The organism is Sorangium sp. So ce295 (assembly GCF_051527405.1).
GTDB classification, from domain to species: domain Bacteria; phylum Myxococcota_A; class Polyangia; order Polyangiales; family Polyangiaceae; genus Sorangium; species Sorangium cellulosum_B.
Window position 1 is genome coordinate 8630451 of the sequence record NZ_CP150324.1, and the last position, 22991, is coordinate 8653441.

The window sequence follows — 22991 nt, forward strand, 5'->3', positions numbered from 1 at the left end:
AGTGCCCCATGCTCGCTTGACGCTCGCGTTCGTAATAACTCGAGCGCAATGTTGCGCAGCAGCCCGACATTTCTCCTGTCCAGCGCGAATGCCGCATTCATCCAGCCGAGCATTCACCTTCTCGGGAGGCGACCTCGATCCATCAACAGCGATTCTCGATCAACTCGTGTTGAAACGATGTTCTTTATTATCGCCGATGTCGTCCAGGCGGCCGCAAGCCGACTCCATTCGTCGCGATTCGATAGATCTTGAATCACCCGCCCTGATGCACCGGCCTTACCGCAAGCACGCTCGGAAGACCCGCATCGACGTCGGGGCCGCCCCCGGATCCCCCTCCCCCCACCACCGTAGCGCCGGCGGGAGGGTCCACGCGGCGGGGGCGGGTGGGCGCGGCGAGCACCGACCGAGGTGCCATAAGGTCGCAGGGGGCTCCACGTCCCAGGCGCGCCTTGTGTGGCGCGCAACATAACGTCCCAGCAGGCATGGCCCGAAGGGAGACATGCCGGGTGGTGTTCTCAGCGCAAGCGCCTCGGCCCCCGTCTTGGCGGATGGCCGAGCGCCCACCCGCCCCCGCCGCGTGGACCCTCCCGCCGGCGCGGGCCTCTCGTGGGCTACCAGCTAACCAGGAACTGAAGCGTCTCCGCCCCTCGCACCTCGACCGAGATGGTCGGCTTGGCGCCATACCCCATGACGAGCGCCTCGAAGTTCCCCAGCGGGTACTCCAGCGTACCGCGGTGGCAGCTGATGTCGATCTGCACCTCCGACGGCCCCAGCTGCCGCGCCCTGGCCAGCGGCCCCTTCACGAGCGCGCCCAGGCTGCCCGTGTAGCGCATCAGCGCGGCGCCCGGATCGGTCGCCAGGTGCATCGTGATCCGGCCGAGCGCGCTTTCCCTGAAGGCCCCGACCTGCTGCCGCGCGAGGCGACGGTAGCCCTCCCGCGAGCTCCGGTTCGGGTGCGAGAGCCGCGCAGCCGCGTCGTAGAGGCGCAAGAAATCGCGCGTCGGATAGTCCGAGAACGGCAGGTAGAGCCCACCCCTCGGCGGGCTCGACAACGTCGACACCACCTGCGCGAAACGCTCCCCGAGCGTCGCGGCCAGCGCGTTGAAGAACATCCCCTTCATCGCGTAGGACTCGGGGACCCCCGCCACCACGACGTCGATGTCGATGTTGCCGAGGAGCGGATCGGAAGGACGCACCTCGAACGAAGCTCCGTTCGGCCCGACAAGCAGCCCCTCTGTGGACGGTGCGCTCGGCGGCGCGACGCTTCGGGGCACGGCGCGCATGACACCGCTCTTGGGGATCGGCGTCTCGTTCGCTTGCCGGCGCTGGTCGCTGCGGACCTCTTTCATAGGGAGCTCGCCGCAAAAAAAAGACTCAACACAAAGGCCGCTTGCGGCAACCACCGCAGCGAAGGGCACGCGATCCACCTAGCAACGGCCATGCCGACCGCTCAATGAACGAGTCACCGCGTGAACAAGGGGTTCATGCCAGATTTCCCTTGCATGGATGAAACGCTGGTTCAGCGGTGCAACCGCGCGGAGATGACCGGGACGGCGTTCATCTCCGCTCAGGCCAGCCCACGCGTCTGCGGCGGCACACACCCGCCAGCGTCCCAAGCCGAAGGAACACCGCGTCAACGCGCCGTGAGGCCCGCGTCAAGTTGCCTCGAGGCTCGCCTCGATGTGCCTTGAAGTTCGCGTCACTACGCCCCAAGACGCGCCGTGAGGCTCGCGTTGACGCACCGGGAGCGCCGAGCTGGCGGAGCCTTGCTCGCGCCTTGGACGCTCCTCGGCCCTGAAGGACCGTCGAGCGGCGGCGGTTTCACGCGAGCACCGCGTACGCCTGCCCACGATGAATTTGGTGGGCGACGAGGTGGGCCTGCGCGCTCGCCACGCGCTCGACCTGGACGTGGCGCGCGTGCAGAAGCCGCACTTCGCCGCGCAGAAGCCGCACCTCGCCGCGCAGAAGCCGCACTTCGGCGCCGAGCGTGGGGAGCCTCTGGTTCGACCAGGCGTCGTGCTCTGCCATCGATCGAAACGTGGTAAGGGGGGTTCATGCGCGAGAGCTCCGCGCCTCGCTCGCGCCGTCCATCGAGCGAGGCTGCTGACCGGACGCTGTCAGCAGCGCCGCCCTAGGATGCCGGCGCGTGGGGCAGGACCCCCCGAGGAGGACCTCATGAACACAGGACTGGGTGGCGTGATCGTCTATGTGCCCGACGCGGTGGAAGCCGCGGCGTTCTACGAGCGCGCGTTCGGCTTCGAGCGCGGCTTCGTCTCCAGCGACAACGACTACTGCGAGCTGAAGGGCAGGGTGCCCCTCGGGTTCGTGCAGGAGGACTTCGCCCAGAAGGGCCTCCCGGAGCTCGCGAAGAACAGGCCGGGCGAGCGCCCCGCCGGGTTCGAGATCATCGTCACCAGCGAGGACGTCGACGCGGCGTTCGCGCGCGCCGTGAAGGCCGGCGCGGCCCCCGTGTCGGAACCCCACGACAAGCCCTGGGGCCAGCGCGTCTCCTACGTGCGCGACCTGAACGGCGTCCTCGTGGAGATCTGCTCGCCCTGGGGCTCTCCATGAGCTCGCGAGAGCTCACCGCATGAGCTCGCCGCAGCTCACCCCATGAGCTCGCCGCAGCTCACCCCATGAGCCGACACCGACCGTGCGATCGCGAGCGACGCGCCGCGCCGGCCGCCGCGAGAATGCGCTCGTGCCCCTGACGGTGCTTCTCCTGACAGGCTTTTACGGCAAGTCCTTGCCGCGCCTGACGCGGCCTGCTTAACCTCCGGCCGTGAACGCGAACGGACGGACACGGGTGCACCTGCTCGTGGCAGCAGCGATCGCCCTGCTCGCGGCCGGCCCCTCGGGGCTCGGCGGCGGGCCCGTCGCGGAGGCCAAGGAGCCGGCCCGGGGAAAGAAGGCGAAGAGCTACGAGTGCCGCGTCCAGAGCCCGCAGAAGTTCCTGAAGCGGCGCACCTTCGTCCAGAAGGGGATGCTCAACCCGAAGAAGCACGCCAAGGCGGTCCGCTACCTCGCCGAGCACTACGGCCACGTCGAGACCGAGGAGACGCGGCGCCACAACGCCGAGAGCGCCCACTCCCAGGCGACGAACGTGCAGTTCATGGGCCTCCCGCTCTCCGTCCACGAGAAGATCGCGCCCGCGCTCCACTGCGTCGAGAAGCGGATCCGCTCGACGTGCACCCGCAAGTCCCGCCGCTACACGCCGCGCGCGGTCGGCGGGTTCCGCACGGCGAACAGCTACCGCGGCGCCGAGATCTCGAACCACCTCTTCGGCATCGCCATCGACATCGATCCCGACCGGAATCCGTGCTGCGGCTGCGTCGACCCGTGGCCCACGAGCCCGCTGTGCCAGGAGAAGAAGCGCTCTGCCTACGAGCGCACGGCCCTGTCCCGCTGCTGGATCAAGGCGTTCGAGCGCTACGGCTTCGACTGGCTCGGCCACGACGACCTCGAGGACACGATGCACTTCGAGTTCCTCGGGGATCCCGACCGGATCAAGAAGAAGTAGCGCGCGGCGATCACGCGCCGCGGCCGCCCCCGCGCCGCGAGAGCCGCCGCGCGCGCCGCTCCGCCGCGGCCTCGGCGAGGCGGCGATCGTCGTCCGTCTCGAGGAGGATCGGCGGCACCGAGGTCGGCCTGAGCGACGCGTCGACGGCCACGAACGTCACGAAGGCCGTGACCATGGGCCAGATGGCGCCCGTCATCGCGTCCTCCCCCTCGACCGACACCAGGATCTCGAGCGACGTGCGGAAGGTCGCCGTCACCCGCGCGGCCAGACGGACGACCTGACCGACCTTGATCCCATGATCGAACGAGAGGTCGTCGATGCCCGCGGTGACGACCGCGCTGCCGGTGTGCCGCTGCGCGCAGATGGCAGCGCACAGGTCGATCCACGCGAGCACCTGGCCGCCGAAGATCGAGCCGAGCGCGTTCGTGTGCGTCGGCAGGACGTACTCGGTCATCGTCGTGACCGACTCGGAGACGCGCTTCTCGTGCGGGGCCTTCACCCGGCATGCGTATCACGGGCGCCCCCCCGCGCCAGAGCACGCCGGCCCGCCCGGGTCGCCCGGCCTCAGCTGGAGGTCGAGGCCCTGCCTGGGCTCGGGAAAGACGACGGCTCTTCGGGGACCGGCGAGCGGCCAGGGCTCGCGCTGACCGACGACTTCGTGGGGACCGACTGGCCCGGCGGGCCCGTCGGGAGCGTGGGCTCGTCCTCCAGGCGCACCGACGTGACCTTCAGCCGCGCGAAGATCGCCTCGGCCTTCTCGTTCATCGCCACCGCCTCGCGCCGCGCCGCCATGTTCGCCACGAAGCTGCGATCGGTCGTCAGGAACCGCGCGTAGGCCTGGAACGTGCGCGCGAGCTCGAGCTCGTTCCCCGTCTCCTCGAAGATGCTCACCGAGCGCGCGAAATAGGCGCGCGCGCTCTTCGTGTGCGCGCTGCCCCAGCCGCCCGCCGCCGTGATCTCGCCGAGCGTCCGGAGCGCGATGCCGAGGTGCACCTTGCTCCGGACCGAGGCGAACAGGTCCACCGCCCGGCTGATCGAGTCGCGCGCCTTCTCCAGATCGCCCCGGAGCATGTAGGCCTTCCCCAGGGCGCGCCGCGCCTCGGCCAGGCCGAGCCGGTCGCCGAGCTCGTCGCAGAGCTCCTCGGCCTGCTGCAGCACGCGCACCGCCTCGTCGGGATCGCCGCTCCGGTAGAGCGTCCCGCCGATGTTCGTCAGGATCAGCGCCGTCCTGTTCCGATCGCCGACCTGCCGCGCCACCTCCAGCGCCTCCTCGAAGAGCTCGAGGGCGTGGCGGTGATCGCGCTGGTCCTGCGCGATCATGCCGAGGTTGTTCAGGCTCATCACGACGCCGAGCAGGTCCGAGATCTCGCGCCGGATCGCGAGCGACCGCTCGAACGTGTTGAGCGCCTGCTTGAACTCGCCCGAGTCCTGCAGGGCGAGGCCGAGGTTGTTCAGCGACAGCGCGATCGAGCGGCGATCCCCCATCCGCTCGCGGCGGGCGAGCGCGTCGCGCAGCCATTTCAGCGCCTCCTGGTACTCGCCCCGGAGCCAGTGCAGCTTGCCGATGTCGTCGATCGTCGAGGCGATCCCCCGCTCGTCCCGCGCGCCCTCGAAGAGGCGGAGCGCGGTCGTGAGGTGCTTGCCGGCCTCGTCGAGCGAGCCGCTGTCGCGGTAGAGCCGCCCGATGCGGTTGTGCGCCGCCCCGCCCTTGCGCCGGTTGTCGAGCCGGTAGGCGAGCGTCAGCATCTCGCGGAACGCGGCGAGCGCGTCGTCGATGCGCCCGGCGAGCTGGAGGACGTCGCCGTAGTCGTGGAGCGCGTCGATGCGCCGCGCGACGTGCGCGTCGCCGAGCAGCGAGAGCCCGCGCGCGTAGTACTCCGCCGCCTTCGCGTTCGAGTAGCGCCCGCGCGCCACGTCCCCGGCGTCGAGCAGCGAGAGCCCCGCCCGCACCGCGTCGCCGATGCGCTCGCGGTGCGTCGCGAGCTCGGCGAGGAGCTCCTCGCTCGCGCGCACCGCCACCTGCTGCTCCAGCCACTCGGCGATCGCGTGGTGGTACCGCCGCTGGGCCGCGGCGCTCATCCGCTTCTGGAGCGCCTCGCGCTCCTTGGCGTGCACGAACACGTACTCGTCCGAGCCGGCGAAGCTCGACTCGCTCTGCTTGCGCAGGTAGCCGCGGTCGCACAGCGAGCGCAGCGCGGCGTTGATCCGGTCGAGATCCTTGTCGCTCTGCTCCTCCCCCCACAGGTCGGGGGCCTGACTGCCGGCCCTGCCGAGGACGAACAGCGCGCCGCTCCAGAACACCGGGCCGATCGTCGCGGCCTGCTCGAGCAGCTGCCGGCCGTCGTGATCGAGCGCGGCGAGGCGGACGTTCACGGCGTCCTCGACCGTCATCGGCAGGCGCGCCGTCGACAGCTTCCCGAGGTGCACGCGCCAGCGCGGCCCGCCCGCGGAGTCGGGCGAGAGCTCCTCGATCACGCCCTGCTCGTGGCAGATGCGGACCATCTGCTCGAGCAGCGCCGGGTTGCCGTTCGCGAAGGAGCAGGCCGCCTCGACGAGCTCCGACGGCACGCCCGGCTGGGACTGCGGCTCGGCGCGCCGAACATCGTCGACGAGGTCGGTGATGACGACATCGTCGCTCCCGCGCGGCGCGCAGGGCGCGAGCAGCGCCCTCGCCATCTCCGCCGCGGCGGCCTCGCCGAGCGGCGTGAGCTCGAGGAGCGCGTGGCGCCGGTCGCCGACCTTGCCCCAGTCTTCCTGGCGGGTGAGCAGCTCCGGGCGGGCGGCGCAGACGATCAGGACCGGGCCCGTGAGGTACTCGATGAGGTAGCGCAGGAGCGCGAGGGAGTCGTCGTGGGCCGCGTGGAGATCCTCGAAGATGAGGCACAGGGGGCCGTGGACGGCGTCCGCCTCGAGGAACGCCTTCAGGACGGCGCGACGGATGAGGTCGGCCTGCGCGGGATCGTCCTGCACCGCGCGGGTGAGCGGGCTGTCGCCGAACGCGAGCCCGATGAACTGGCCGAGGAAGTAGATGACGTCGCCGACCTTGCGGTCGCCCATCACGTGCGCGACCTGCGAGCGGACCTCGGCGCGGGCCGCGTCCTTGTCCATGCCGTCGGAGAGGCCGAAGCGGGCGCGCAGGAGCCGGGTGAAGACGCCGTACGCGGACGCCATGTCGCCGGTGCTGCCCGAGGTGACGCGCAGCGCGGCGGAGCCCTGGCGCCGCCGCTCGAGGAGCTCGCGCACGAGCCTGCTCTTGCCGATGCCCGGCGGGCCGACGAGCGTCACGGTCCGCGTGGAGCGCTCCCGCTCGACCGCGTCGAGCGCGCGGGCCAGGGCGGACAGCTCCGCCTCGCGCCCGATCAGCGGCGCGAGGGCGGGCGGCGCCGCGCCAATTGCACTGTCCTCTCGGCTCATCTCCTGGCCTCCACGTCCCCGGGTGCCGCAGCGCCGGACACGATGTCCGGAGCCTATACCAGGTTCGGCTTCGGTGGCGTGTGCGGTAAGCTGCCGAGCGTGGACGGCGAGGGCACGGGGACGTCGGGGAGCACGGCGCGCAGCGCCGCGGAGATCCGCGGGCGCATCACGGCTTGCTTCAGCCTGGTCGAGCTGCGCCGCTTCGCGGAGGAGCTCGGTGTGCCGGACATCCCCTGGGAGCGGGGGATCCAGGGAGCGGCGTACGAGCTCGTCCGCCGCTTCGAGCAGCGCCGCGAGCTCGGGCCGCTCGTCGAGCGCCTCCGCGCGGCGAGGCCGCTCGTGGAGTGGCCCGACACGCCGACGGTGCCGTCCGCCGCGTCCAGCGAGCCGGCGCACACCGACATTCCCCGGCCGGCGCCGCTGCCGAACCTCTCGCCGATGGTGGCCCCATCACCTCCCCTGGAGGCCGCGACGCTGGCGCCGCCGTCGATCGTGCCCACCCCGCGGACACCGAACGTCACCGCGCCGCAGCCCGCGAATGCGCGGCCGCCCGGCGCCGCGGGGCCGGCGCAGCTCCCGGCCGGCTCTCCGCGCGCCGGCGCGCCGGCGCGCCAGCCGCGCCGCATCGACCCGCGGCTCGCGCTCGCCGCCCTGGGGCTCGTGGCGGTAAGCCTCATCGTGGCCTTCCTCATCGGCAGGGCGTCGAGCGCGCCGGGTGACGACGCGGCGCGCGGGAGCGCCGCGTCGGCGAGCGCCGCGCAGAAGGGCGCCCCACCGCCAGCGGCGCGGCCGGACGGGGTCGCGTCGCGCGCTGCCGCCGCGATCGACCACAGGATCGAGAGCCTGGCGCGGGCGTGCGAGATCCCGCCCGGCTCGGCGGAGGACGTGATGCGCCGCGCCTTCGAGCGCTGCGGACCGTCGCCCGCCTCGGCGGGGCACCGGACGACGCCGGCGCAGCGCAGCGATCCGCCTGCCGCGCAGGCGCCGGGCGCGCTGCCGGCGTCTCCAGGGGCGGGGCCCCGTCCGGCGGCCGCGACCGGCCTTGCGCCCGCCGGCGGCAACGCCGGGTGCGTGGGGGCGTGCGAGCGACGACACCAGGCGTGCAGGGCGACGCAGTGCGGTAAAGAGCCCACGCAGAGCACGCAGTACCAGCGTTACCAGGGCTGCCTGTCGGACTGTCTCGAGCAGGCGTCCAAGTGCCGCCTCGGCTGCCTCTGAGCCTCAGGGCGACGCGTCAGAGCGACGGCCGGCTGCGGCGCATCACGTTGACCGTGACGGTCGGCTCGTGCTCTGGGCAGCCGGTGCGACCGGACTGGCTCGGGTCGAAGTCGATGCGAAAGCAGGTCTTGCAGACGCAGAGATAGGCGTCGTGGAACTCGCGGAAGTTGAGGATGTCCGCGGCGAAGAGGCTGAGGACGATGTCGCTGAGCAGGTCTTCCTCGCGCGGGCACGGCTCCCACGGCCCGAGGCCCGCGGCGCGCAGGACGCGCCCGCTGTCGATGGCCGCCGCGAGGAAGCGATCGTCCGCGGCGGGCGGCATGAAGGCGCGAAGCGAGGCGAGCACCCGGAACCGCGCCGCGTCGACGAGCTGCTCGATCTCGGACGCATCCGGGGCCGCCGGGGCCTGATGGCCGAGCGCCACCTGCTTGGAGAAGCCCTCGGTCACGTAGGCCGGTCGCTGCATCCTCCCGGCGGCCACGAGGTGCTTCTCGAACCAGATCGCGAGCGCCGCCGCGCTCCGGGGAGGCCTGCCGACGAACGTGAGCGCCGCGAGCAGCGCGCGGCGCTCGTGATCGCTGGCGACGAGCGATGCCGCGGACGGCAGCGTGGGAATCGAGGTGTGGGAGTCCTCTTGCGGTTGCGGCATGAACGCCCCTTTGCTCCGCCCCAGTCTGCCCGAGGTCTTCTCTCGGGGTCCAGGCGCGACGGCGCCCCGGTCGGAGATTGCGGAACTTCCTGCAATGCGTCGCGTTACCGGCTCTTTGCCGCTTTGTAGTGAACGGCGCGAGGCGGATCTCAGTCCGTGATCTTGAGCGCTCCGCTGTCGTCGAGCGCGCCGCTCGCGTCGGCGCCATCCGAATTTGCCTCGATCTCCGCCTCGGACGCAGCGGGACGCAGGAACGACAGATCGAGGCCGCCCATGGGCTGCTGCGCCGCCGCGCGCGTGGCGGCGAGCGGCAGCGCCTCGGCGTTCGCAGCGGCGTGCGGGGCGGAGCGGCGCGCTTCCCGTTCAGGTCGCTTGTCGTCGCGGCGCGAGGGCTGCGCCGGGTCGCGCCGGCCGGCGCCGGGCTCGCGCGGCCGCTCCGGCGCGGGCGCCGCGGCGGCCTTCGGCCGGCGCGCGGCCTCGGCGCGCGCGGACGGCGGCGGTGTCCGGAGCGCCCTGTCCGTCTTCCTCGCGATGCGCGCGCGGGCGCGGGAAGGGGCGTTCTTCGCGAGCTCGACGCAGCTGCCGCGCATGGCCGCGGGGCAGGAGATGCGCACGTGCATGTGGTCGTCGTGCGACTCGGCGCCCGTGGGCTGCATCATCGCGAGCTGCGCGCGGACGATCAGCGCGCGGGAGACGCCGATCCGCTTGGCGTGAGCGATCAGCGCGGACCGGAGCGGATCGGCGATGAAGATGTGGCTCACGCGGGCGCGAGGATCGGTGAGCAGGTGCTGGACGAGCAGCCAGTTGCGCGGCAGGTCGAAGCGCGCCCCGGGCACGTTGGTCGAGGCGAGCCGGGCGTCGAACCGGAGGAAGATCGGCGCGTGGACCTGCTTTCCGCGCGCGTCGAGCGCGTAGAAGCCGAGGTCGACGTCGCGGCCGCTCTCGTGGGAGTTGTGGCGGTGGACCTCGCCGCCGCGCTGGCGCGACAGGTCGCCGACGTCGAGCACGGCGCCCGGGAAGCGCTTGGCCACGCCGCGCGCCGCGCGCTCGATCATGCCGACGAGCGCCGGTAGCCCCCAGCGGACGTCGGCGCCGGCGTAGGCGGGCACGACGCGGATGTCCTTGCGCGAGGTGTCGAGCCGCACGCCGCCCTCGAGGCGCCCTTCGTTGGGATGGCCGACCGACGAGGCGGGCGCCTGGGGCGCGGCCTTCTCCCTGGCCGGCCCGGACGATCGCGGGCCCGCGTCGCCGGCGCGAGGGCGGTGGCCCTTGGTGTCGTCCTTCGCGAGCCGCGCGCGCTTCGTCGCCCCGCGCGCCTTGGCGGCAGCGGCGTCCCGCGGCTTTGCTTCCGCGGTGGGGCGCGCGTGTGAGCGCGCCGGCGCATCCGGCGCCGCGGCGGCCGTCTGCGAGCCGGACAGGGAGAGCGCCAGGATCGTGAACAGCACGGAGAGCGGTCGAGGCACACCGGTGCGTTACGGGGTTTCGGCGGGCCGGGCCAAGAAGCCGGCGCCGCCTGGCCGCGCCCTCCGAGGGCCGCTCCCGAGACCTGCGCCGAGCCTGCGCCGAATGTGCGCTGGCAAGTGCGGTGAACGAGCGCTGGCGGACGCCACGCGCGCCTCATGCACCCCGGACACACGCGAGGTTCCCGCGGCCCGCCGGAAGCGCGGCCGAGGAGCGCGGATCACCTCGTGACGCCGCGCCGCGGCCGGCGCCGCCCGGCCCCTGTGCCGCGCTGCGGCGCCGGCGCCATGGCATGTCGCGGCGGCAGCGGAGGCTTTTGCCTCGCGGCCAGTTGGGCTACCTCTCGGTCGGCCATGGACAAGGTCTACAAGAGCGCGCTGGACGCCGTGAGGGACATCCCTGGCGGCGCCACGATCCTCTCGGGCGGCTTCGGCCTCTGCGGCATCCCGGAGAACTGCATCGCGGCGCTCCGGCAGCTCGGCACGAAGGATCTCGTGGTCGTGTCCAACAACTGCGGAGTCGACGCCTTCGGCCTCGGGATCCTCCTTCAGAACCGGCAGATCCGGAAGATGATCTCGTCGTACGTCGGCGAGAACAAGGAGTTCGAGCGCCAGTACCTGAGCGGCGAGCTCGAGGTCGAGCTCACGCCGCAGGGCACGCTGGCCGAGCGCATCCGCGCCGGAGGCGCCGGGATCCCTGCGTTCTACACGCCGACCGGGGCGGGCACGGCCATCAGCGAGGGCGGGTTGCCCGTGCTCTATGGCCCGGACGGCGCGGTGAAGAGGTACTCCGAGAAGAAGGAAGTGCGAAAGTTCGACGGCCGCGACTACGTGCTCGAGCCCGCCATCCGCGGCGACTACGCGCTCGTGAAGGCCTGGAAGGGCGACCGTTTCGGCAACCTCGTCTACCGCCACACCGCCATGAACTTCAACCCGATGATGGCGATGGCCGCGAAGGTGACGATCGCCGAGGTGGAGGAGCTCGTCGACGTCGGCTCGCTCGACCCGGACCACATCCACACGCCCGGGATCTTCGTGCACCGGATCTTCCAGGGCGAGCGCTTCGAGAAGCGGATCGAGCGGCGGACGGTGCGCAAGGCGTCGGCCGCCTAGGCGCGGGGACAGGGGACACGATGGGACTCACGCGGGAACAGATCGCGCAGCGCGCCGCGCTGGAGCTCAAGGACGGCTACTACGTCAACCTCGGCATCGGGATGCCGACGCTCGTCGCCAACTACATCCCGGCCGGGGTCGAGGTGGTGCTCCAGAGCGAGAACGGGCTGCTCGGCATCGGCCCCTACCCGGCCGAGGGCGCGGAGGATCCGGATCTCATCAACGCCGGCAAGGAGACCGTGACGATGCTCGCCGGCTCCGCGATCTTCTCGAGCGCCGAGTCGTTCGCGCAGATCCGGGGCGGCCACATCGACCTCGCGATCCTCGGGGCCATGGAGGTCTCCGAGAAGGGCGATCTCGCCAACTGGATGATCCCCGGCAAGATGGTGAAGGGGATGGGCGGGGCGATGGATCTCGTGGTGAGCGCGAAGCGCGTCGTCGTGATCATGGATCACGCGGCGAAGAACGGCGCGCCGAAGATCCTGAACGAGTGCGCGCTGCCCCTCACCGGGCGGGGCGTCGTCCACCGGATCATCACCGATCTCGCCGTGCTCGATGTGACGCCCGAGGGGCTCGTGCTGCGCGAGCTCGCGCCCGGCGTGAGCGCCCGAGAGGTGCAGGAGAAGACACAACCAACGCTCCGGGTCCCCTCCGACGTGAACGAGATGGACCTGGGGAGCGCCTGAGGGCTCGCCGATGACCTGGCCTGAAAAGACCCTGCCGACGACCGACGCGAGCGAGAAGCGCTCGCTGGGAGCGGGCGTGTTCCGTCGCTGCGACGGCTGCTCGCACACGCACGACGCCGCCGAGCTCGCGCGCACCTTCGAGGTGTGCTCGCAGTGCGGCCACCACCACAAGCTCGACGCCGACGGGTGGCGGAGGCTCCTGCTCGACGACGGCGAGCTCGCCGCGTGGGACGAGCACCTCGTCCCGAACGACCCGCTCCGGTTCAGCGACGGCAAGAGCTACCGGGACCGCGTCGCGGCGCTCCACAAGAAGGGCCGCGCGAAGGAGGCGATCGAGATCGGCCGCGGCAGGCTGGGCGGCCGCGACATCGCCTACGGCGCGTTCGTCTTCGCCTTCATGGGCGGGAGCATGGGCTCGGTCGTCGGCGAGAAGATCACCCGCCTGTTCGAGCGCGCGACGCGCGAGGAGCTCCCGGTGGTGCTCCTCCAGGCGTCGGGCGGCGCGCGGATGCAGGAGGGCATCCTCTCGCTGATGCAGATGGCGAAGAGCGTGGCGGCGCTCGAGCGGTACCGCAAGGCGCGGCTGCCGTTCCTGTCGGTGCTGCTCCACCCGACGACGGGCGGCGTCGCGGCGAGCTTCGCCTTCCTGGGCGACGCGAACATCGCCGAGCCCAAGGCGCTCATCGGCTTCGCCGGCCCGCGGGTCATCGAGAACACGATCCGGCAGACGCTGCCGGCGGGCTTCCAGCGGTCCGAGTTCCTGCTCGACCACGGGATGGTCGACGCCATCGTCCCGCGCCCCGAGATGAAGGCGTACATCGGGACGCTGCTCCAGCACCTCACGGCCAGCCGCCGAGCGCGGCGATGACCTCGGCGGCGCCGCGGCTGCCCGCGCTGCTCGAGGCGCTCGGGCAGCGGGCGCCGCGGGGGATGGAGCTCGGGCTCGGCCGGGTCCGCGAGGCGCTCTCCGCGCTCGGCGATCCCCACGAAGGCCTCCCGGCGGTGCACGTCGCTGGCACGAACGGCAAGGGCAGCGTGTGCGCGATGGTCGAGTCGATCGCGCGCGAGGCCGGGCTCCGGACCGGCCTGTACACGTCGCCGCACCTGTCTCGCTTCGCCGAGCGCATCCGCGTCGGGGGAGAGATGATCGGCGACGCGGCGCTCGAGCGCGCGCTCGCCGCCGCGCTCGAGCGTGTCCCCTCGCCGCTCACGTTCTTCGAGGCGCTGACGGTCGCCGCGTTCGTGGCCTTCCGCGAGGCGGACGTCGACCTCGCGATCCTCGAGGTGGGCCTCGGCGGGCGGCTCGACGCCACGAACGTGATCTCGGCGCCGCTCTGCACGGCGATCACGTCGATCGCGCTCGACCACCAGGCCGTGCTCGGCCCGACGCTGACGGACATCGCCCGGGAGAAGGCGGGCATCCTCAAGGCGGGCGCGCCCGCGGTGCTCGGCCCCCTCGATCCCGAGGCCGACGCCGCGATCGAGGCGGCAGCGCAGGCGATCGGCGCCGGGCCTCGCCTCCGCGTCGCGCCGGCGGAGCGCGGCGGGAGCGCGGGCGAGATCGCGGTGGGGCGCGGCGGGCGCGGGGCGGGCGCGACGCGCGTCGCCGGGCCGGGGCGCCGCGAGATCGAGGTGGAGCTCGGCCTCCGCGGCGCGCACCAGGCCGAGAACGCCGGCGTGGCGTGCGGTATCGCGTGGCAGCTCGCCGGGCGATGGCCCGAGGTCGAGCGGGCGCTCGCGGGTGGGCTCGCTGCGGCCCGCTGGCCCGGTCGCCTGGAGCGAATCGACGCGGGCGGCGCCCATGTCCTGCTCGACTGTGCGCACAACCCGCACGGCGCGCAGGCGCTCGCGGCGTGGCTCGACGAGGAGGGTCCGGGGGCGGCGCTCACCACGCTCGTGTTCGGGGCGATGGCCGACAAGGGGTGGGGCGAAATGCTACAGGTGCTCGCGCCACGAGCGCACCGCCGGTTCTATGTGACGCCGAAGGGCCGCGCGGCCGCGCCGCTCGATGCGCTGCGCGGGGTCGCGCCGGGCGAGGCGATCGGCGATCCGCGCGCCGCGGTGGCGCGCGCGATCGAGGCCGCCGCGCCCGGCGGGCTCGTGGTCGTGGCCGGCTCGATCTACCTGGTCGGCGAGGTGCGCTCGGCGCTGCTCGGCATCGTGGCGGATCCGGTCGTCACGCTCTGAAGCGGGCGCGAGCGGCGCGCTGTGCAGGCGCGTCGCTGCCCGCCGGCGCGCGGCGGGTGGCACGCGCGATGCCGTCCTCCGCGGCATGGCGTTCAGAAAGCGGCGTTCTCCGGTGCTCTTCTCTGCGGCGGCCCTCGTGGCGGCCGCGCTCGCGCGGACGGCGTTCCGCGCGCTTCGGCGGCTCGATCTGCGCGGCCGGGTCGTGATCATCACGGGCGGCTCTCGCGGCCTGGGGCTGCTGCTGGCCGAGGAGTTCGGCCGGCACGGCGCCCGGGTGGCGATCGCCGGCCGCGACGCGGAGGCGCTCTACCGGGCGGAGCAGCGGCTGCAGGCGCTCGGCGTCGAGGTGCACGCGGCGGCGTGCGATCTCGGCGACCGCGCCGCCGCCGAGGCGTTCATCGACGGCGTGGCGAGGGCGTTCGGCCGGATCGACGTGCTCGTCAACAACGCCGGCGTGATCCAGGTGGCGCCCATGCAAGACCTCCGGGTGGAGGAGCTCGACGAGGCGATGCGCTCGAACTTCTGGAGCGCGGTCCACGCGACGCTGCGCGCGCTGCCGCACCTGAGGCGGCATGGGCGCGCGGCGCGCATCGTGAACGTGGTGTCCATCGGCGGGCGCGTCGCCGTGCCGCACTTGCTCGGGTACAACGCGTCGAAGTTCGCGATGATGGGCTTCTCGGAGAGCGTGCAGGCGGAGCTCACGCACGGCGGCGCGAGGGGCCCGCGCGTCACGACGGTGATCCCGGGGCCGATGCGCACGGGGTCGATCTACAACGCCGCGTTCGGCGGCAGCCCGCAGCACGAGTTCGGCTGGTTCGGCCTGGCCTCGTCGCTCCCGATCGCGACGATCGACGCGCGGCGCGCGGCGCGGCGGGTGGTGGCGGCGGCGCGCGAGGGGCGCACCGAGGTGAAGCTCGGGCTGTCGTCGCACCTGCTGAGCTGGGCGCACGGCATCGCGCCGCAGGCGACGGTGAGGCTGATGGGCCTCGTCAACGCGCTCCTTCCGCCGCCGGGCGGCGGCGAGGGCACGACGAAGGGCCGAGACCTGCGCACGCCGGCGCAGGGATCGGTCTTGCTGCGCCTGAGCAACGAGGCAGCTCGGCGCAACAACGAGGCGCCGCCGGCAGCGGCGCGGTAATGACCGCGCTGCACAAGCGGCGCAGCAGCGACCGCGCTGTAAACACGGCGCAGTAGCGACCGCGCTGTAAACACGGCGCGGTTGCTACTGCGCTGCAAAACGGCGCAGACGCGGCACGATAGCGGCCACGCTACAAAGCGGCGCGATGTAGGCCGCGTCAATGTCGCTGCGGCGGCGATTGGCCGTAGGCCGTCTTGGCAAAGGTTGCTAAGGGTGGTCTCCTCAGCCCCACACCACAGAGAGGGACCGTGCCGAAGCACACCAAGAAGGATCCTAGGGAGGGCGCTCCGTCGGCGACGGGCGAACCGCAGAAGCAGGCCGCAGGCCGCAAGCTCTTCGGCACCGACGGGGTGCGCGGCGTGGCGAACCAGCCGCCGATGACGCCCGAGATGGCGCTGCGGCTCGGGCGCGCGATCGCGTTCGTCGCGAGCCACGGGAAGGCGCGGCAGGTGCGGGTGGTGATCGGGAAGGACACGCGCCTGTCCGGCTACATGCTCGAGACCGCGATCGCGTCCGGCGTGTGCGCGATGGGCGGGCGCGTGATGCTCAGCGGGCCGATCCCCACGCCGGCGGTCGCGCAGCTCACGCAGAGCATGCGGGCCGACGCCGGGGTCGTGATCAGCGCGAGCCACAACCCGTACCAGGACAACGGCATCAAGATCTTCGGGCCCGACGGCTACAAGCTGCCCGACACCGCGGAGGAAGAGATCGAGCGGCTCATGGAGAGCCACGAGCTCGACGAGGCGCGGGTTGTCGGGGCGGGGATCGGCAGCGCGGTGAAGCTCGACGACGCGCGCGGGCGGTACGTCGTGTTCTGCAAGAACACGTTCCCCACGGCCCTCTCGCTCGACGGCGTGAAGATCGTCGTCGACGCGGCGCACGGGGCGGCGTACCGCGTGGCGCCCTCGGTGTTCACGGAGCTCGGCGCGAACGTGACGGCGCTCGGCGTGAAGCCGAACGGCCGCAACATCAACCGCGAGACCGGCGCCCTGCACCCGGAGCACGTGAAGGCCGAGGTGCTCAAGCGCGGCGCGGCCATCGGCATCGCGCTCGACGGCGACGCGGACCGGGTGATCATGGTCGACGAGCGCGGCGAGGTCGTGGACGGCGACGCGATCATGGCGCTCTGCGCGCTCCGGATGCTGCGCACCGGCAAGCTGCCGCGGAACACGATCGTGACGACGGTGATGTCGAACCTCGGGCTCGAGCGGGCGCTCAAGGCCCAGAACGGGCACGTCGTCCGCACGGCGGTCGGGGATCGCTACGTCGTCGAGGCGATGCGGAACGGCGGCTACTCGTTCGGCGGCGAGCAGTCGGGGCACCTCATCTTCCTGGACCACGCGACGACGGGCGACGGCATCGTGGCGGCGCTGCAGGTGCTCGCCATCATGATGGAGGAGGACAAGCCGCTGAGCGAGCTCGCCTCGAAGGCGATGCAGCGGGTGCCGCAGGTCCTGGAGAACGCGACGTTCGCGACGCGGCTGCCGCTCGACAGCATGCAGCGGACGCGGGTCACCGTGGATCGCATCGAGAAGACGCTGGGCGACAAGGGGCGCATCCTCGTGCGCTGGAGCGGGACGGAGCCGAAGCTCCGCGTCATGGTCGAGGGCGAGGACGCGTCGACCATCGGGGCGTACGCGCTCGAGATCATCGAAGCGGCCAAGCAGGACGTCGCTGGGGCATCGGCGTAGCTCGTAGCCAGGGCTGCCCGGCCCCCGGCGAGGGTGTCCTCTGCGCGGGGTGGGGGCCCCGCCGAACTCGGCGCACCCATGGATCATCCGGCGATGCCGGATGATCCATGGGTGCGCCTCAAACATCGGCCCATCCCCCACCCCGCGCAGAGGACACCCTCTCCGGGGGCCTACCGCTGCCTTGGGGACAGGCCGGCGCTGGCTACAGGGCGCGGCGCATGAAGAGGTCTTCTAGCGTCTCGCGGCGCGGCGCGACCTCGACGACCTGCGCGCCCGCCGCGAGCGACGCCCGCAGCACGTCGCGCACGCGCGCCTCGCCCTCCACGTCGACCACGACGACGTCGCCCCGGCGCGTGGTCGCGAAGCCCTTCGCGCCGAGATCGGCGAGGAGTCCTTCGCTCGCGCCCGCCAGGGTGACCTCGGTGCGCAGCACGTCGCCCCGCAGCAGCTGGCGGATCGCGCCGCTCACGACCACCTGGCCCTCGCGCAGGATCGCCACGCGATCGCACATCGCCTCGACGTCGCTCAGGATGTGCGTCGAGAAGAAGATCGTCCGGCCCTGGTCGCGCTCGGCGAAGATGAGATCGCGCACCTCCTTGCGGCCGACCGGATCGAGGCCGCTCATCGGCTCGTCCAGGATCAGCATCTCCGGATCGGCGACCAGCGCGGCCGCCAGCCCCGTGCGCTGCAGCATCCCCTTCGACAGCCGGCGCACCTGCCGATCCGCCGCGTACGCGATCTTCACCTGATCGAGCACCTCCATCGCCCGCCTGCGCAGCGCAGCGCCGCTCATCCCGGAGAGGCGACCGCAGAGCTCCACGAACTCGCGCGGGGTGAGGTAGGGGTAGACGTACGGGTTCTCCGGCAAGAAGCCGATTTTCCGGCGCGCCTCGGGCGACGGCACGCGCGCGCCGAACAGGTACGCCTCGCCGCCGGTCGGGGCGATGAGGCCCGTCAGCATCTTGATCGTCGTCGTCTTGCCGGCCCCGTTCGGCCCGAGAAAGCCGAAGATCTCGCCGCGCCGTACGTCGAAGCTCACCCCCTTGACCGCCTCGACCGCCTTCCGGCGCAGGAAGCCCACCCGGAACGTCTTCAGGAGGCCGCGGACGTCGATCAGCAGCTCGCCCTCCGGCGCCCCTTCCTCGGCGGAGCTGGCCGGCGCGGCACCCCGGTCGCGCGGCTCGACGATGCGCTCGGCTGCGTTGCTCATGCGCCCTCCTCCCCCTCGGGGCTCTCGCCCGGCGCGCCGTCTCCCGGCCGCGCCCGGCCGCGCGCGTTGGCCGCGCTGTACTCGTGCAGCTTGTACTGGATCTTGCGCGGGCTGATCCCGAGGATCGTCGCCGCCTTCGAGGTCGAGCCCTTGCACGCCTCGAGCGTGCGCAGGATCGCGTAGCGCTCCAGGTCGTAGATGGTGCTCCCGGGGACGCGCGGCATCGCGTCGACGGACTCGGCCGGCTCGGACGACATCTGCGCCGGCAGGTGCCGGAGCTCGATGCGCGCGCCGTCGCAGAGCACCGCCGCCCGCTCGATCGCGTTCTCCAGCTCGCGCACGTTGCCGGGGAACGAGTAGGACGTCAGCGCCGACAGCGCCTCGTCGGTGAAGCCCTCGATGCGCTTGCCGTTCTCCTGCGCGTAGCGGCCGAGGAAGAACGTCGCGAGCTCGGGGATGTCGCTCCGGCGCTCGCGGAGCGGCGGGATCTCCAGGGTGACGACGTTGAGCCGGTAATAGAGGTCCTCGCGGAACACCCCCTCGGCGATGCGCTGGCGCAGATCGCGGTTCGACGCGGCGAGGATCCGCACGTCGATCTTGAGCGTCTCGTTGCCGCCCACCCGCTCGAACGTCCGCTCCTGCAGGAAGCGCAGGAGCTTCACCTGCGTGGCGAGCGGGATCTCGCTCACCTCGTCCAGGAACAGGGTGCCGCCGCTCGCCTGCTCGAAGCGGCCCTCGCGGCGGCCGACGGCGCCGGTGAAGGCGCCGCGCTCGTGGCCGAACAGCTCGCTCTCGAGGAGCGACTCGCTCAGCGCGGCGCAGTTCAGCCGGACGAGCGGCGCCTTCGCCCGCGGGCTGGCGCGGTGGATCATCTCGGCGATGAGCTCCTTGCCCGTGCCCGTCTCGCCCACGATCAGCACGCTCGCGCGGCTCGGCGCCACCTGCTCGACCAGCCGGAGGACCTTCGCCATGCTCGGGTGGCTCGCGATCACGTGCCCGAACGCGTTGCGCTCGCGCAGCCGCTCGCGCAGCCGCGAGTTCTCCTGGAGGAGCCGCGCCCGCTCCACCGCGCGCTCGACCACGACCGCGAGCACCGAGAAATCGAGCGGCTTCGTCAGGTAGTTGTACGCGCCCTTCTTCACCGCCTCGACCGCGCTCGAGATGGTGCCGAACGCGGTCATGACGACGAAGGTCGCGTCCGGCAGCGCGAGCTGCGCCTTCTCCATCATCCGGATGCCGTCGAGCCCAGGCATCTTCAGATCGGTCAGGACCACGTCGGGCGCGAACTCCTCGAGCTTGCCGAGCGCCTTGAAGCCGTCGGCCGCGGTCTCGGTCGTGTACCCCTCCTCGCGGAGGATCTCCGAGAGCGCCGCGCGCGCGTTGGCCTCGTCGTCGACGATCAGGATGCGCCCGCGGGATGCCATGGTGATGGCTTTCCTAGCATGCGCGTCCGCGGAATTGGACGGCTGCTCGGCCCCGGCCGAGCGGCGGCGGGGACCGCGGGCGCTCTGGTCGAGCACGTTTGCGACCGAGGCGGCGCGGCGGCGCGGCGCCGTGCCTCGCGCAGAGAAGGCCGAAGGGCTCCGCATCACCGCGCGGGGGATGCCGTACTTATCGAGCCGTACGGCGCGCCTGTCGCGGAGCTGCTGTCAGCGAAAACCGCTGTTTCACGCGCCGCCCGGAGTGATACAACGGGCCGCGCGCGAGGTCTCCACCGTCCCGATTGGCGGGCGTTTCCTTGTTCGATCTCGCGGGTGAGGCTCGATGCATACGCTTCGGAAGGTGTTTGCCGACAGGCCCCGGCGCGCTGCGCTCACGGCGCTGCCGCTCGTCGGCTCGCTCACGCTCGCGGGCGCTGCCGAGGCGCAGCAGCCGCAGCCGCCCTTCGGACCTCAGCCGATCCCAGGCCAGCCCGCGCAGCCGCCCGGCGCTTTCGGGCCCGAGCAACCTCCCGTGCAACCCGGCCCCTTCGGGCCGCAGCCAGGTCAGCCCGGCCCCTTCGGGCCGCAGCCAGGTCAGCCCGGCCCCTTCGGGCCGCAGCCAGGTCAGCCCGGCCCCTTCGGGCCGCAGCCGGGCTTTCCGGGCGACGCTCCGCCGCAGTTCGGGCCGCAGCCGGGCCAACCGCCGCCGGACGGGAGCGTCTCTTTCGGCGCGCAGGCGTCGGTCGGTGATCAGGGCCTCCAGGCCAGCGCGACGGCGCCGACATCCACCGCGTGGGACGAGGAGGAGCGGGCGCTCTCCCTCACCGCGCAGCCGAACCTGTGGGGCTCGACCGGCCTTCTCAGGACGTCGTACGCGGGCTCGGGCGCGCCGGGCACCTTCCGGGTGTCGTTCCTGCTCGACTGGTTCTCCACGAGCGGCTTCCTCTGCGATCCGGCGGAGTCGACGCTCGCCGGTCACCCGATCACGTGCGGTCCTGACGCGAAGGAGGACTCGGCGAGCCACGTCGGAGCGTTCTTCGCGCTGAACGCGACCCCCCTGCCCTTCCTCGAGGGGTACGCGTCGATCCGCACGTTCGCGAACGCGAACGACCAGGGTCGCCCGCGGCTGCTGCAGGTGCTCGGCGACACGACGTTCGGCGTGAAGGCGTTCACCCCCACGAAGATCGGCAAGCCGTTCTCCTTCGGCGGCGAGGCGCAGCTGCTCCTGCTCAACGGGACCGGCAGCGTCGGCCTCGCCGGCGGCGGCACGAGCGCGGTCTTCCGCGGGCTCGCGTCGCTCGATCTGCGCAAGCCGCAGGGCAAGGGGTTCCCGCTGCGGGTGAACGTGAACCTCGGCTACAAGCTCGACAACTCCGGCGTCCTCGTGGAGGAGGTCGAGAAGGCGCGCGCGAAGGCGTTCACGGACGATCGCGAGCGGCAGCCGATCTCGCGGATCGAGCGGTTCGGGCTCGGCATCAACCGCGTCGACTTCTTCCAGACCCACCTCGGCGTCGAGGTGCCGCTGCCGAAGGTGCAGCCTTACCTGGAGTACACCCTCGACATCCCGGTGAACCGGCAGGGTTACGAGTGCCACACGAAGACCGTGTCGCGCGGCGACGTCTGCCTCGGACTCGACGACTTCGCGTCTCCTGACCCGCAGAACCAGGGCGGACCGGGTTATGCCGCGGCGCCGTCGCGGCTGTCGCTCGGCGTGCGGGTGACGCCGTTCGAGAAGGCGTTCCGCGGGCTCTCCGGGCACGCGGCGTTCGACCTCGGCCTGTCGGCGACCTCCGTGTTCATCGAGGAGGTCGCGCCTCAGGCGCCGTGGACGCTCTATCTCGGGATTGGCTATGCGTACGACACGAAGCAGAAGGAGCCGCCGCCGGCCCCCGCGCCGCAGATCATCAAGGAGCCGCCGCAGCTCGTGCCGGCGCCGCAGACCTTCGCGCGCGGCTTCGTGCACGAGCAGAACAAGCCCGACGGGGCGGTGGCGGACGCCATCGTGACGATCGAGGGCGCGGCGCAGCCACCGTACGCGACAGGGCCGGACGGCCGCTTCCTCACACGGCACCTCGAGCCGGGGACGTACACCTTCAACATCCGGGCGAACGGGTACAAGCCCGGCACCTGCCAGGCGACGATCCTCCCTGGCGGGGCAGCGCCGGGGCAACCCGGGGCGTTCGGCCCGCAACCCGGGCAGCCTGGGCCTTTCGGCCCGCAACCCGGGCAGCCTGGGCCTTTCGGTCCGCAGCCCGGGCAGCCCGGCGCCTTCGGTCCGCAACTCGGACAGCCTGGGCCCTTCGGCCCGCAGCCCGGGCAGCCCGGCGCCTTCGGTCCGCAACTCGGACAGCCTGGGCCCTTCGGCCCGCAGCCCGGGCAGCCCGGCGCCTTCGGTCCGCAGCCCGGACAGCCGGGTCCCTTCGGTCCGCAGCCCGGACAGCCTGGGCCCTTCGGCCCGCAGCCCGGACAGCCTGGGCCCTTCGGTCCGCAGCCCGGAGGGCCTGGCGCTGCGCCGAGCCCGACGCAGCCGCAGGGGCCGACGTTCGTGGACGTCGACTGCTCGCTCGAGGCGCTGCCCAAGACGGGCAACATCGTCGGGACGGTGAAGGACGCGGAGAGCGGGGACGCGGTCGCTGGCGCGACGATCCGGCTGGTCGACGCTGCGGGCCACGAGCAGACGGCGACGGCCGACGGCAGCGGCGCCTTCCGTTTCCCCGACCTGCCGGCCGGCGCGGTGACGCTCAAGGTCGAGGCGCAGGGCTACATGAACCACGTCAACCAGGCCGACGTCCGGACGAGCGAGGACACGCGCGCCGCCCTCACGGTGAACAAGCGGCCGAAGATCTCGCTCGTGAAGGTGCTGGGCAACGAGATCAAGATCTCGCGGCAGATCCACTTCGAGACCGACTCGGCGAAGATCCTCGGCGACTCGAACGCGCTGATGGAGGAGATCGCGGACGTGCTCCAGCGGAATCCGAACATCCGCAAGGTCGAGATCCAGGGGCACACCGACAACACGGGCGGGCGTGAGCACAACCAGACGCTCAGCGAGGCCCGGGCGAACGCGGTGCGCGCCTGGCTGATCCGGGCCGGCGTCGACGGCTCGCGGCTGCTCGCGAAGGGCTATGGACAGGACCGCCCCGTCGCGCCGAACGTCACGCCCGCGAACAAGGCCAAGAACAGGCGCGTTCAGTTCATCATCGTGGAGAAGTGAGCCAGGTCCGCCGACGGGCGGGCCCCGCATCCGGCCGCGCCTCGGCGTCGCTTGTCGGCGCCGGGGCGCT

The 22991-nt window shown here is 72.3% G+C and carries 18 protein-coding genes; 10 read left to right on the top strand and 8 right to left on the bottom strand.

Translation table 11 applies throughout. The features are described from left to right. Positions 1 to 611: 611 nt before the first annotated feature. Positions 612 to 1349 (bottom strand): DUF2378 family protein, encoded by a 738-nt coding sequence (locus WMF11_RS32650; protein WP_437973527.1) that lies wholly within the window; start codon positions 1347 to 1349, stop codon positions 612 to 614. A 472-nt stretch (positions 1350 to 1821) separates the two neighbouring features. Further along, positions 1822 to 2028 carry a hypothetical protein gene (locus WMF11_RS32655; protein WP_437903162.1) on the bottom strand — a complete coding sequence of 69 codons (207 nt, stop codon included), beginning with the start codon at positions 2026 to 2028 and terminating at the stop codon, positions 1822 to 1824. Positions 2029 to 2175: 147 nt separating this feature from the next. On the opposite strand from WMF11_RS32655, the gene WMF11_RS32660 reads away from it, so the two are divergent. After that, the gene (locus WMF11_RS32660; protein WP_437903163.1) at positions 2176 to 2571 is read left to right on the top strand and encodes a VOC family protein; all 396 of its coding nucleotides are present in this window, start codon (positions 2176 to 2178) and stop codon (positions 2569 to 2571) included. Positions 2572 to 2782: 211 nt separating this feature from the next. Continuing rightward, entirely contained in the window at positions 2783 to 3520 is a 738-nt protein-coding gene (locus tag WMF11_RS32665; RefSeq protein WP_437903165.1) for a M15 family metallopeptidase, read from the top strand. Positions 3521 to 3530: 10 nt separating this feature from the next. Here WMF11_RS32665 and WMF11_RS32670 read toward each other — a convergent pair whose 3' ends face one another. Then, a complete protein-coding gene (locus tag WMF11_RS32670) occupies positions 3531 to 4019 on the bottom strand; it encodes an acyl-CoA thioesterase (RefSeq protein ID WP_012238407.1) in 489 nt (162 codons plus the stop codon). 65 nt (positions 4020 to 4084) lie between these two features. Continuing rightward, positions 4085 to 6934: an ATP-binding protein gene (locus WMF11_RS32675; RefSeq protein ID WP_437973528.1), complete on the bottom strand. Its 2850-nt coding sequence runs from the start codon at positions 6932 to 6934 to the stop codon at positions 4085 to 4087. A gap of 42 nt (positions 6935 to 6976) precedes the next feature. Between WMF11_RS32675 and WMF11_RS32680 the strand changes: the two genes are divergently transcribed. After that, the gene (locus WMF11_RS32680) at positions 6977 to 8152 is read left to right on the top strand and encodes a hypothetical protein (protein WP_437973529.1); all 1176 of its coding nucleotides are present in this window, start codon (positions 6977 to 6979) and stop codon (positions 8150 to 8152) included. A 16-nt stretch (positions 8153 to 8168) separates the two neighbouring features. Here the strand turns inward: WMF11_RS32680 and WMF11_RS32685 are convergent, their stop codons facing one another. Both WMF11_RS32685 and WMF11_RS32690 read right to left on the bottom strand, forming a co-directional pair. Next, positions 8169 to 8801, bottom strand: coding sequence for a hypothetical protein (locus tag WMF11_RS32685; RefSeq protein ID WP_437903168.1), 633 nt, complete (start codon positions 8799 to 8801; stop codon positions 8169 to 8171). Between the two features lie 149 nt (positions 8802 to 8950). Then, positions 8951 to 10264: a penicillin-insensitive murein endopeptidase gene (locus WMF11_RS32690; RefSeq protein ID WP_437903169.1), complete on the bottom strand. Its 1314-nt coding sequence runs from the start codon at positions 10262 to 10264 to the stop codon at positions 8951 to 8953. Positions 10265 to 10615: 351 nt separating this feature from the next. Here WMF11_RS32690 and WMF11_RS32695 point away from each other — a divergent pair, with 351 nt between their 5' ends. The 6 genes from WMF11_RS32695 to glmM all read left to right on the top strand — a co-directional run bounded on the left by WMF11_RS32695 (position 10616) and on the right by glmM (position 17076). Beyond that, complete coding sequence (locus WMF11_RS32695; protein ID WP_437542683.1) at positions 10616 to 11374, top strand: CoA transferase subunit A; 759 nt, start codon at positions 10616 to 10618, stop codon at positions 11372 to 11374. Between the two features lie 20 nt (positions 11375 to 11394). Continuing rightward, entirely contained in the window at positions 11395 to 12060 is a 666-nt protein-coding gene (locus tag WMF11_RS32700) for a CoA transferase subunit B (RefSeq protein WP_437903171.1), read from the top strand. Positions 12061 to 12070: 10 nt separating this feature from the next. Continuing rightward, positions 12071 to 12928 carry an acetyl-CoA carboxylase, carboxyltransferase subunit beta gene (gene accD / locus WMF11_RS32705; protein ID WP_437293688.1) on the top strand — a complete coding sequence of 286 codons (858 nt, stop codon included), beginning with the start codon at positions 12071 to 12073 and terminating at the stop codon, positions 12926 to 12928. Then, entirely contained in the window at positions 12925 to 14247 is a 1323-nt protein-coding gene (locus tag WMF11_RS32710) for a bifunctional folylpolyglutamate synthase/dihydrofolate synthase (RefSeq protein ID WP_437903173.1), read from the top strand. Before accD ends, WMF11_RS32710 begins: the two co-directional genes overlap by 4 nt. An 85-nt stretch (positions 14248 to 14332) precedes the next feature. Then, entirely contained in the window at positions 14333 to 15385 is a 1053-nt protein-coding gene (locus WMF11_RS32715; protein WP_437903175.1) for an SDR family NAD(P)-dependent oxidoreductase, read from the top strand. Positions 15386 to 15633: 248 nt separating this feature from the next. Continuing rightward, positions 15634 to 17076 carry a phosphoglucosamine mutase gene (gene glmM / locus WMF11_RS32720; protein ID WP_437903176.1) on the top strand — a complete coding sequence of 481 codons (1443 nt, stop codon included), beginning with the start codon at positions 15634 to 15636 and terminating at the stop codon, positions 17074 to 17076. 202 nt (positions 17077 to 17278) lie between these two features. Here glmM and WMF11_RS32725 read toward each other — a convergent pair whose 3' ends face one another. Together WMF11_RS32725 and WMF11_RS32730 are read right to left on the bottom strand one after the other, a co-directional pair. Next, complete coding sequence (locus tag WMF11_RS32725; protein WP_437903178.1) at positions 17279 to 18286, bottom strand: ABC transporter ATP-binding protein; 1008 nt, start codon at positions 18284 to 18286, stop codon at positions 17279 to 17281. Continuing rightward, entirely contained in the window at positions 18283 to 19710 is a 1428-nt protein-coding gene (locus WMF11_RS32730) for a sigma-54-dependent transcriptional regulator (RefSeq protein ID WP_437542700.1), read from the bottom strand. The genes WMF11_RS32725 and WMF11_RS32730 overlap by 4 nt, the downstream gene beginning before the upstream one ends. 340 nt (positions 19711 to 20050) lie before the next feature. Here WMF11_RS32730 and WMF11_RS32735 point away from each other — a divergent pair, with 340 nt between their 5' ends. Continuing rightward, the gene (locus WMF11_RS32735; protein WP_437973530.1) at positions 20051 to 22921 is read left to right on the top strand and encodes a carboxypeptidase regulatory-like domain-containing protein; all 2871 of its coding nucleotides are present in this window, start codon (positions 20051 to 20053) and stop codon (positions 22919 to 22921) included. Positions 22922 to 22991 lie beyond the last annotated feature (70 nt).

Bases quoted from the DNA above. Each gene is read 5' to 3' on its own strand.
- WMF11_RS32730 (WP_437542700.1), bottom strand. From the start codon at position 19,710: ATGGCATCCCGCGGGCGCATCCTGATCGTCGACGACGAGGCCAACGCG.
- WMF11_RS32695 (WP_437542683.1), top strand. From the start codon at position 10,616: ATGGACAAGGTCTACAAGAGCGCGCTGGACGCCGTGAGGGACATCCCT.
- WMF11_RS32650 (WP_437973527.1), bottom strand. From the start codon at position 1,349: ATGAAAGAGGTCCGCAGCGACCAGCGCCGGCAAGCGAACGAGACGCCG.
- accD (WP_437293688.1), top strand. From the start codon at position 12,071: ATGACCTGGCCTGAAAAGACCCTGCCGACGACCGACGCGAGCGAGAAG.
- WMF11_RS32675 (WP_437973528.1), bottom strand. From the start codon at position 6,934: ATGAGCCGAGAGGACAGTGCAATTGGCGCGGCGCCGCCCGCCCTCGCG.
- WMF11_RS32685 (WP_437903168.1), bottom strand. From the start codon at position 8,801: ATGCCGCAACCGCAAGAGGACTCCCACACCTCGATTCCCACGCTGCCG.
- WMF11_RS32655 (WP_437903162.1), bottom strand. From the start codon at position 2,028: ATGGCAGAGCACGACGCCTGGTCGAACCAGAGGCTCCCCACGCTCGGC.
- WMF11_RS32710 (WP_437903173.1), top strand. From the start codon at position 12,925: ATGACCTCGGCGGCGCCGCGGCTGCCCGCGCTGCTCGAGGCGCTCGGG.
- WMF11_RS32660 (WP_437903163.1), top strand. From the start codon at position 2,176: ATGAACACAGGACTGGGTGGCGTGATCGTCTATGTGCCCGACGCGGTG.
- WMF11_RS32725 (WP_437903178.1), bottom strand. From the start codon at position 18,286: ATGAGCAACGCAGCCGAGCGCATCGTCGAGCCGCGCGACCGGGGTGCC.
- WMF11_RS32735 (WP_437973530.1), top strand. From the start codon at position 20,051: ATGCATACGCTTCGGAAGGTGTTTGCCGACAGGCCCCGGCGCGCTGCG.
- WMF11_RS32680 (WP_437973529.1), top strand. From the start codon at position 6,977: ATGTCCGGAGCCTATACCAGGTTCGGCTTCGGTGGCGTGTGCGGTAAG.
- WMF11_RS32715 (WP_437903175.1), top strand. From the start codon at position 14,333: ATGGCGTTCAGAAAGCGGCGTTCTCCGGTGCTCTTCTCTGCGGCGGCC.
- WMF11_RS32700 (WP_437903171.1), top strand. From the start codon at position 11,395: ATGGGACTCACGCGGGAACAGATCGCGCAGCGCGCCGCGCTGGAGCTC.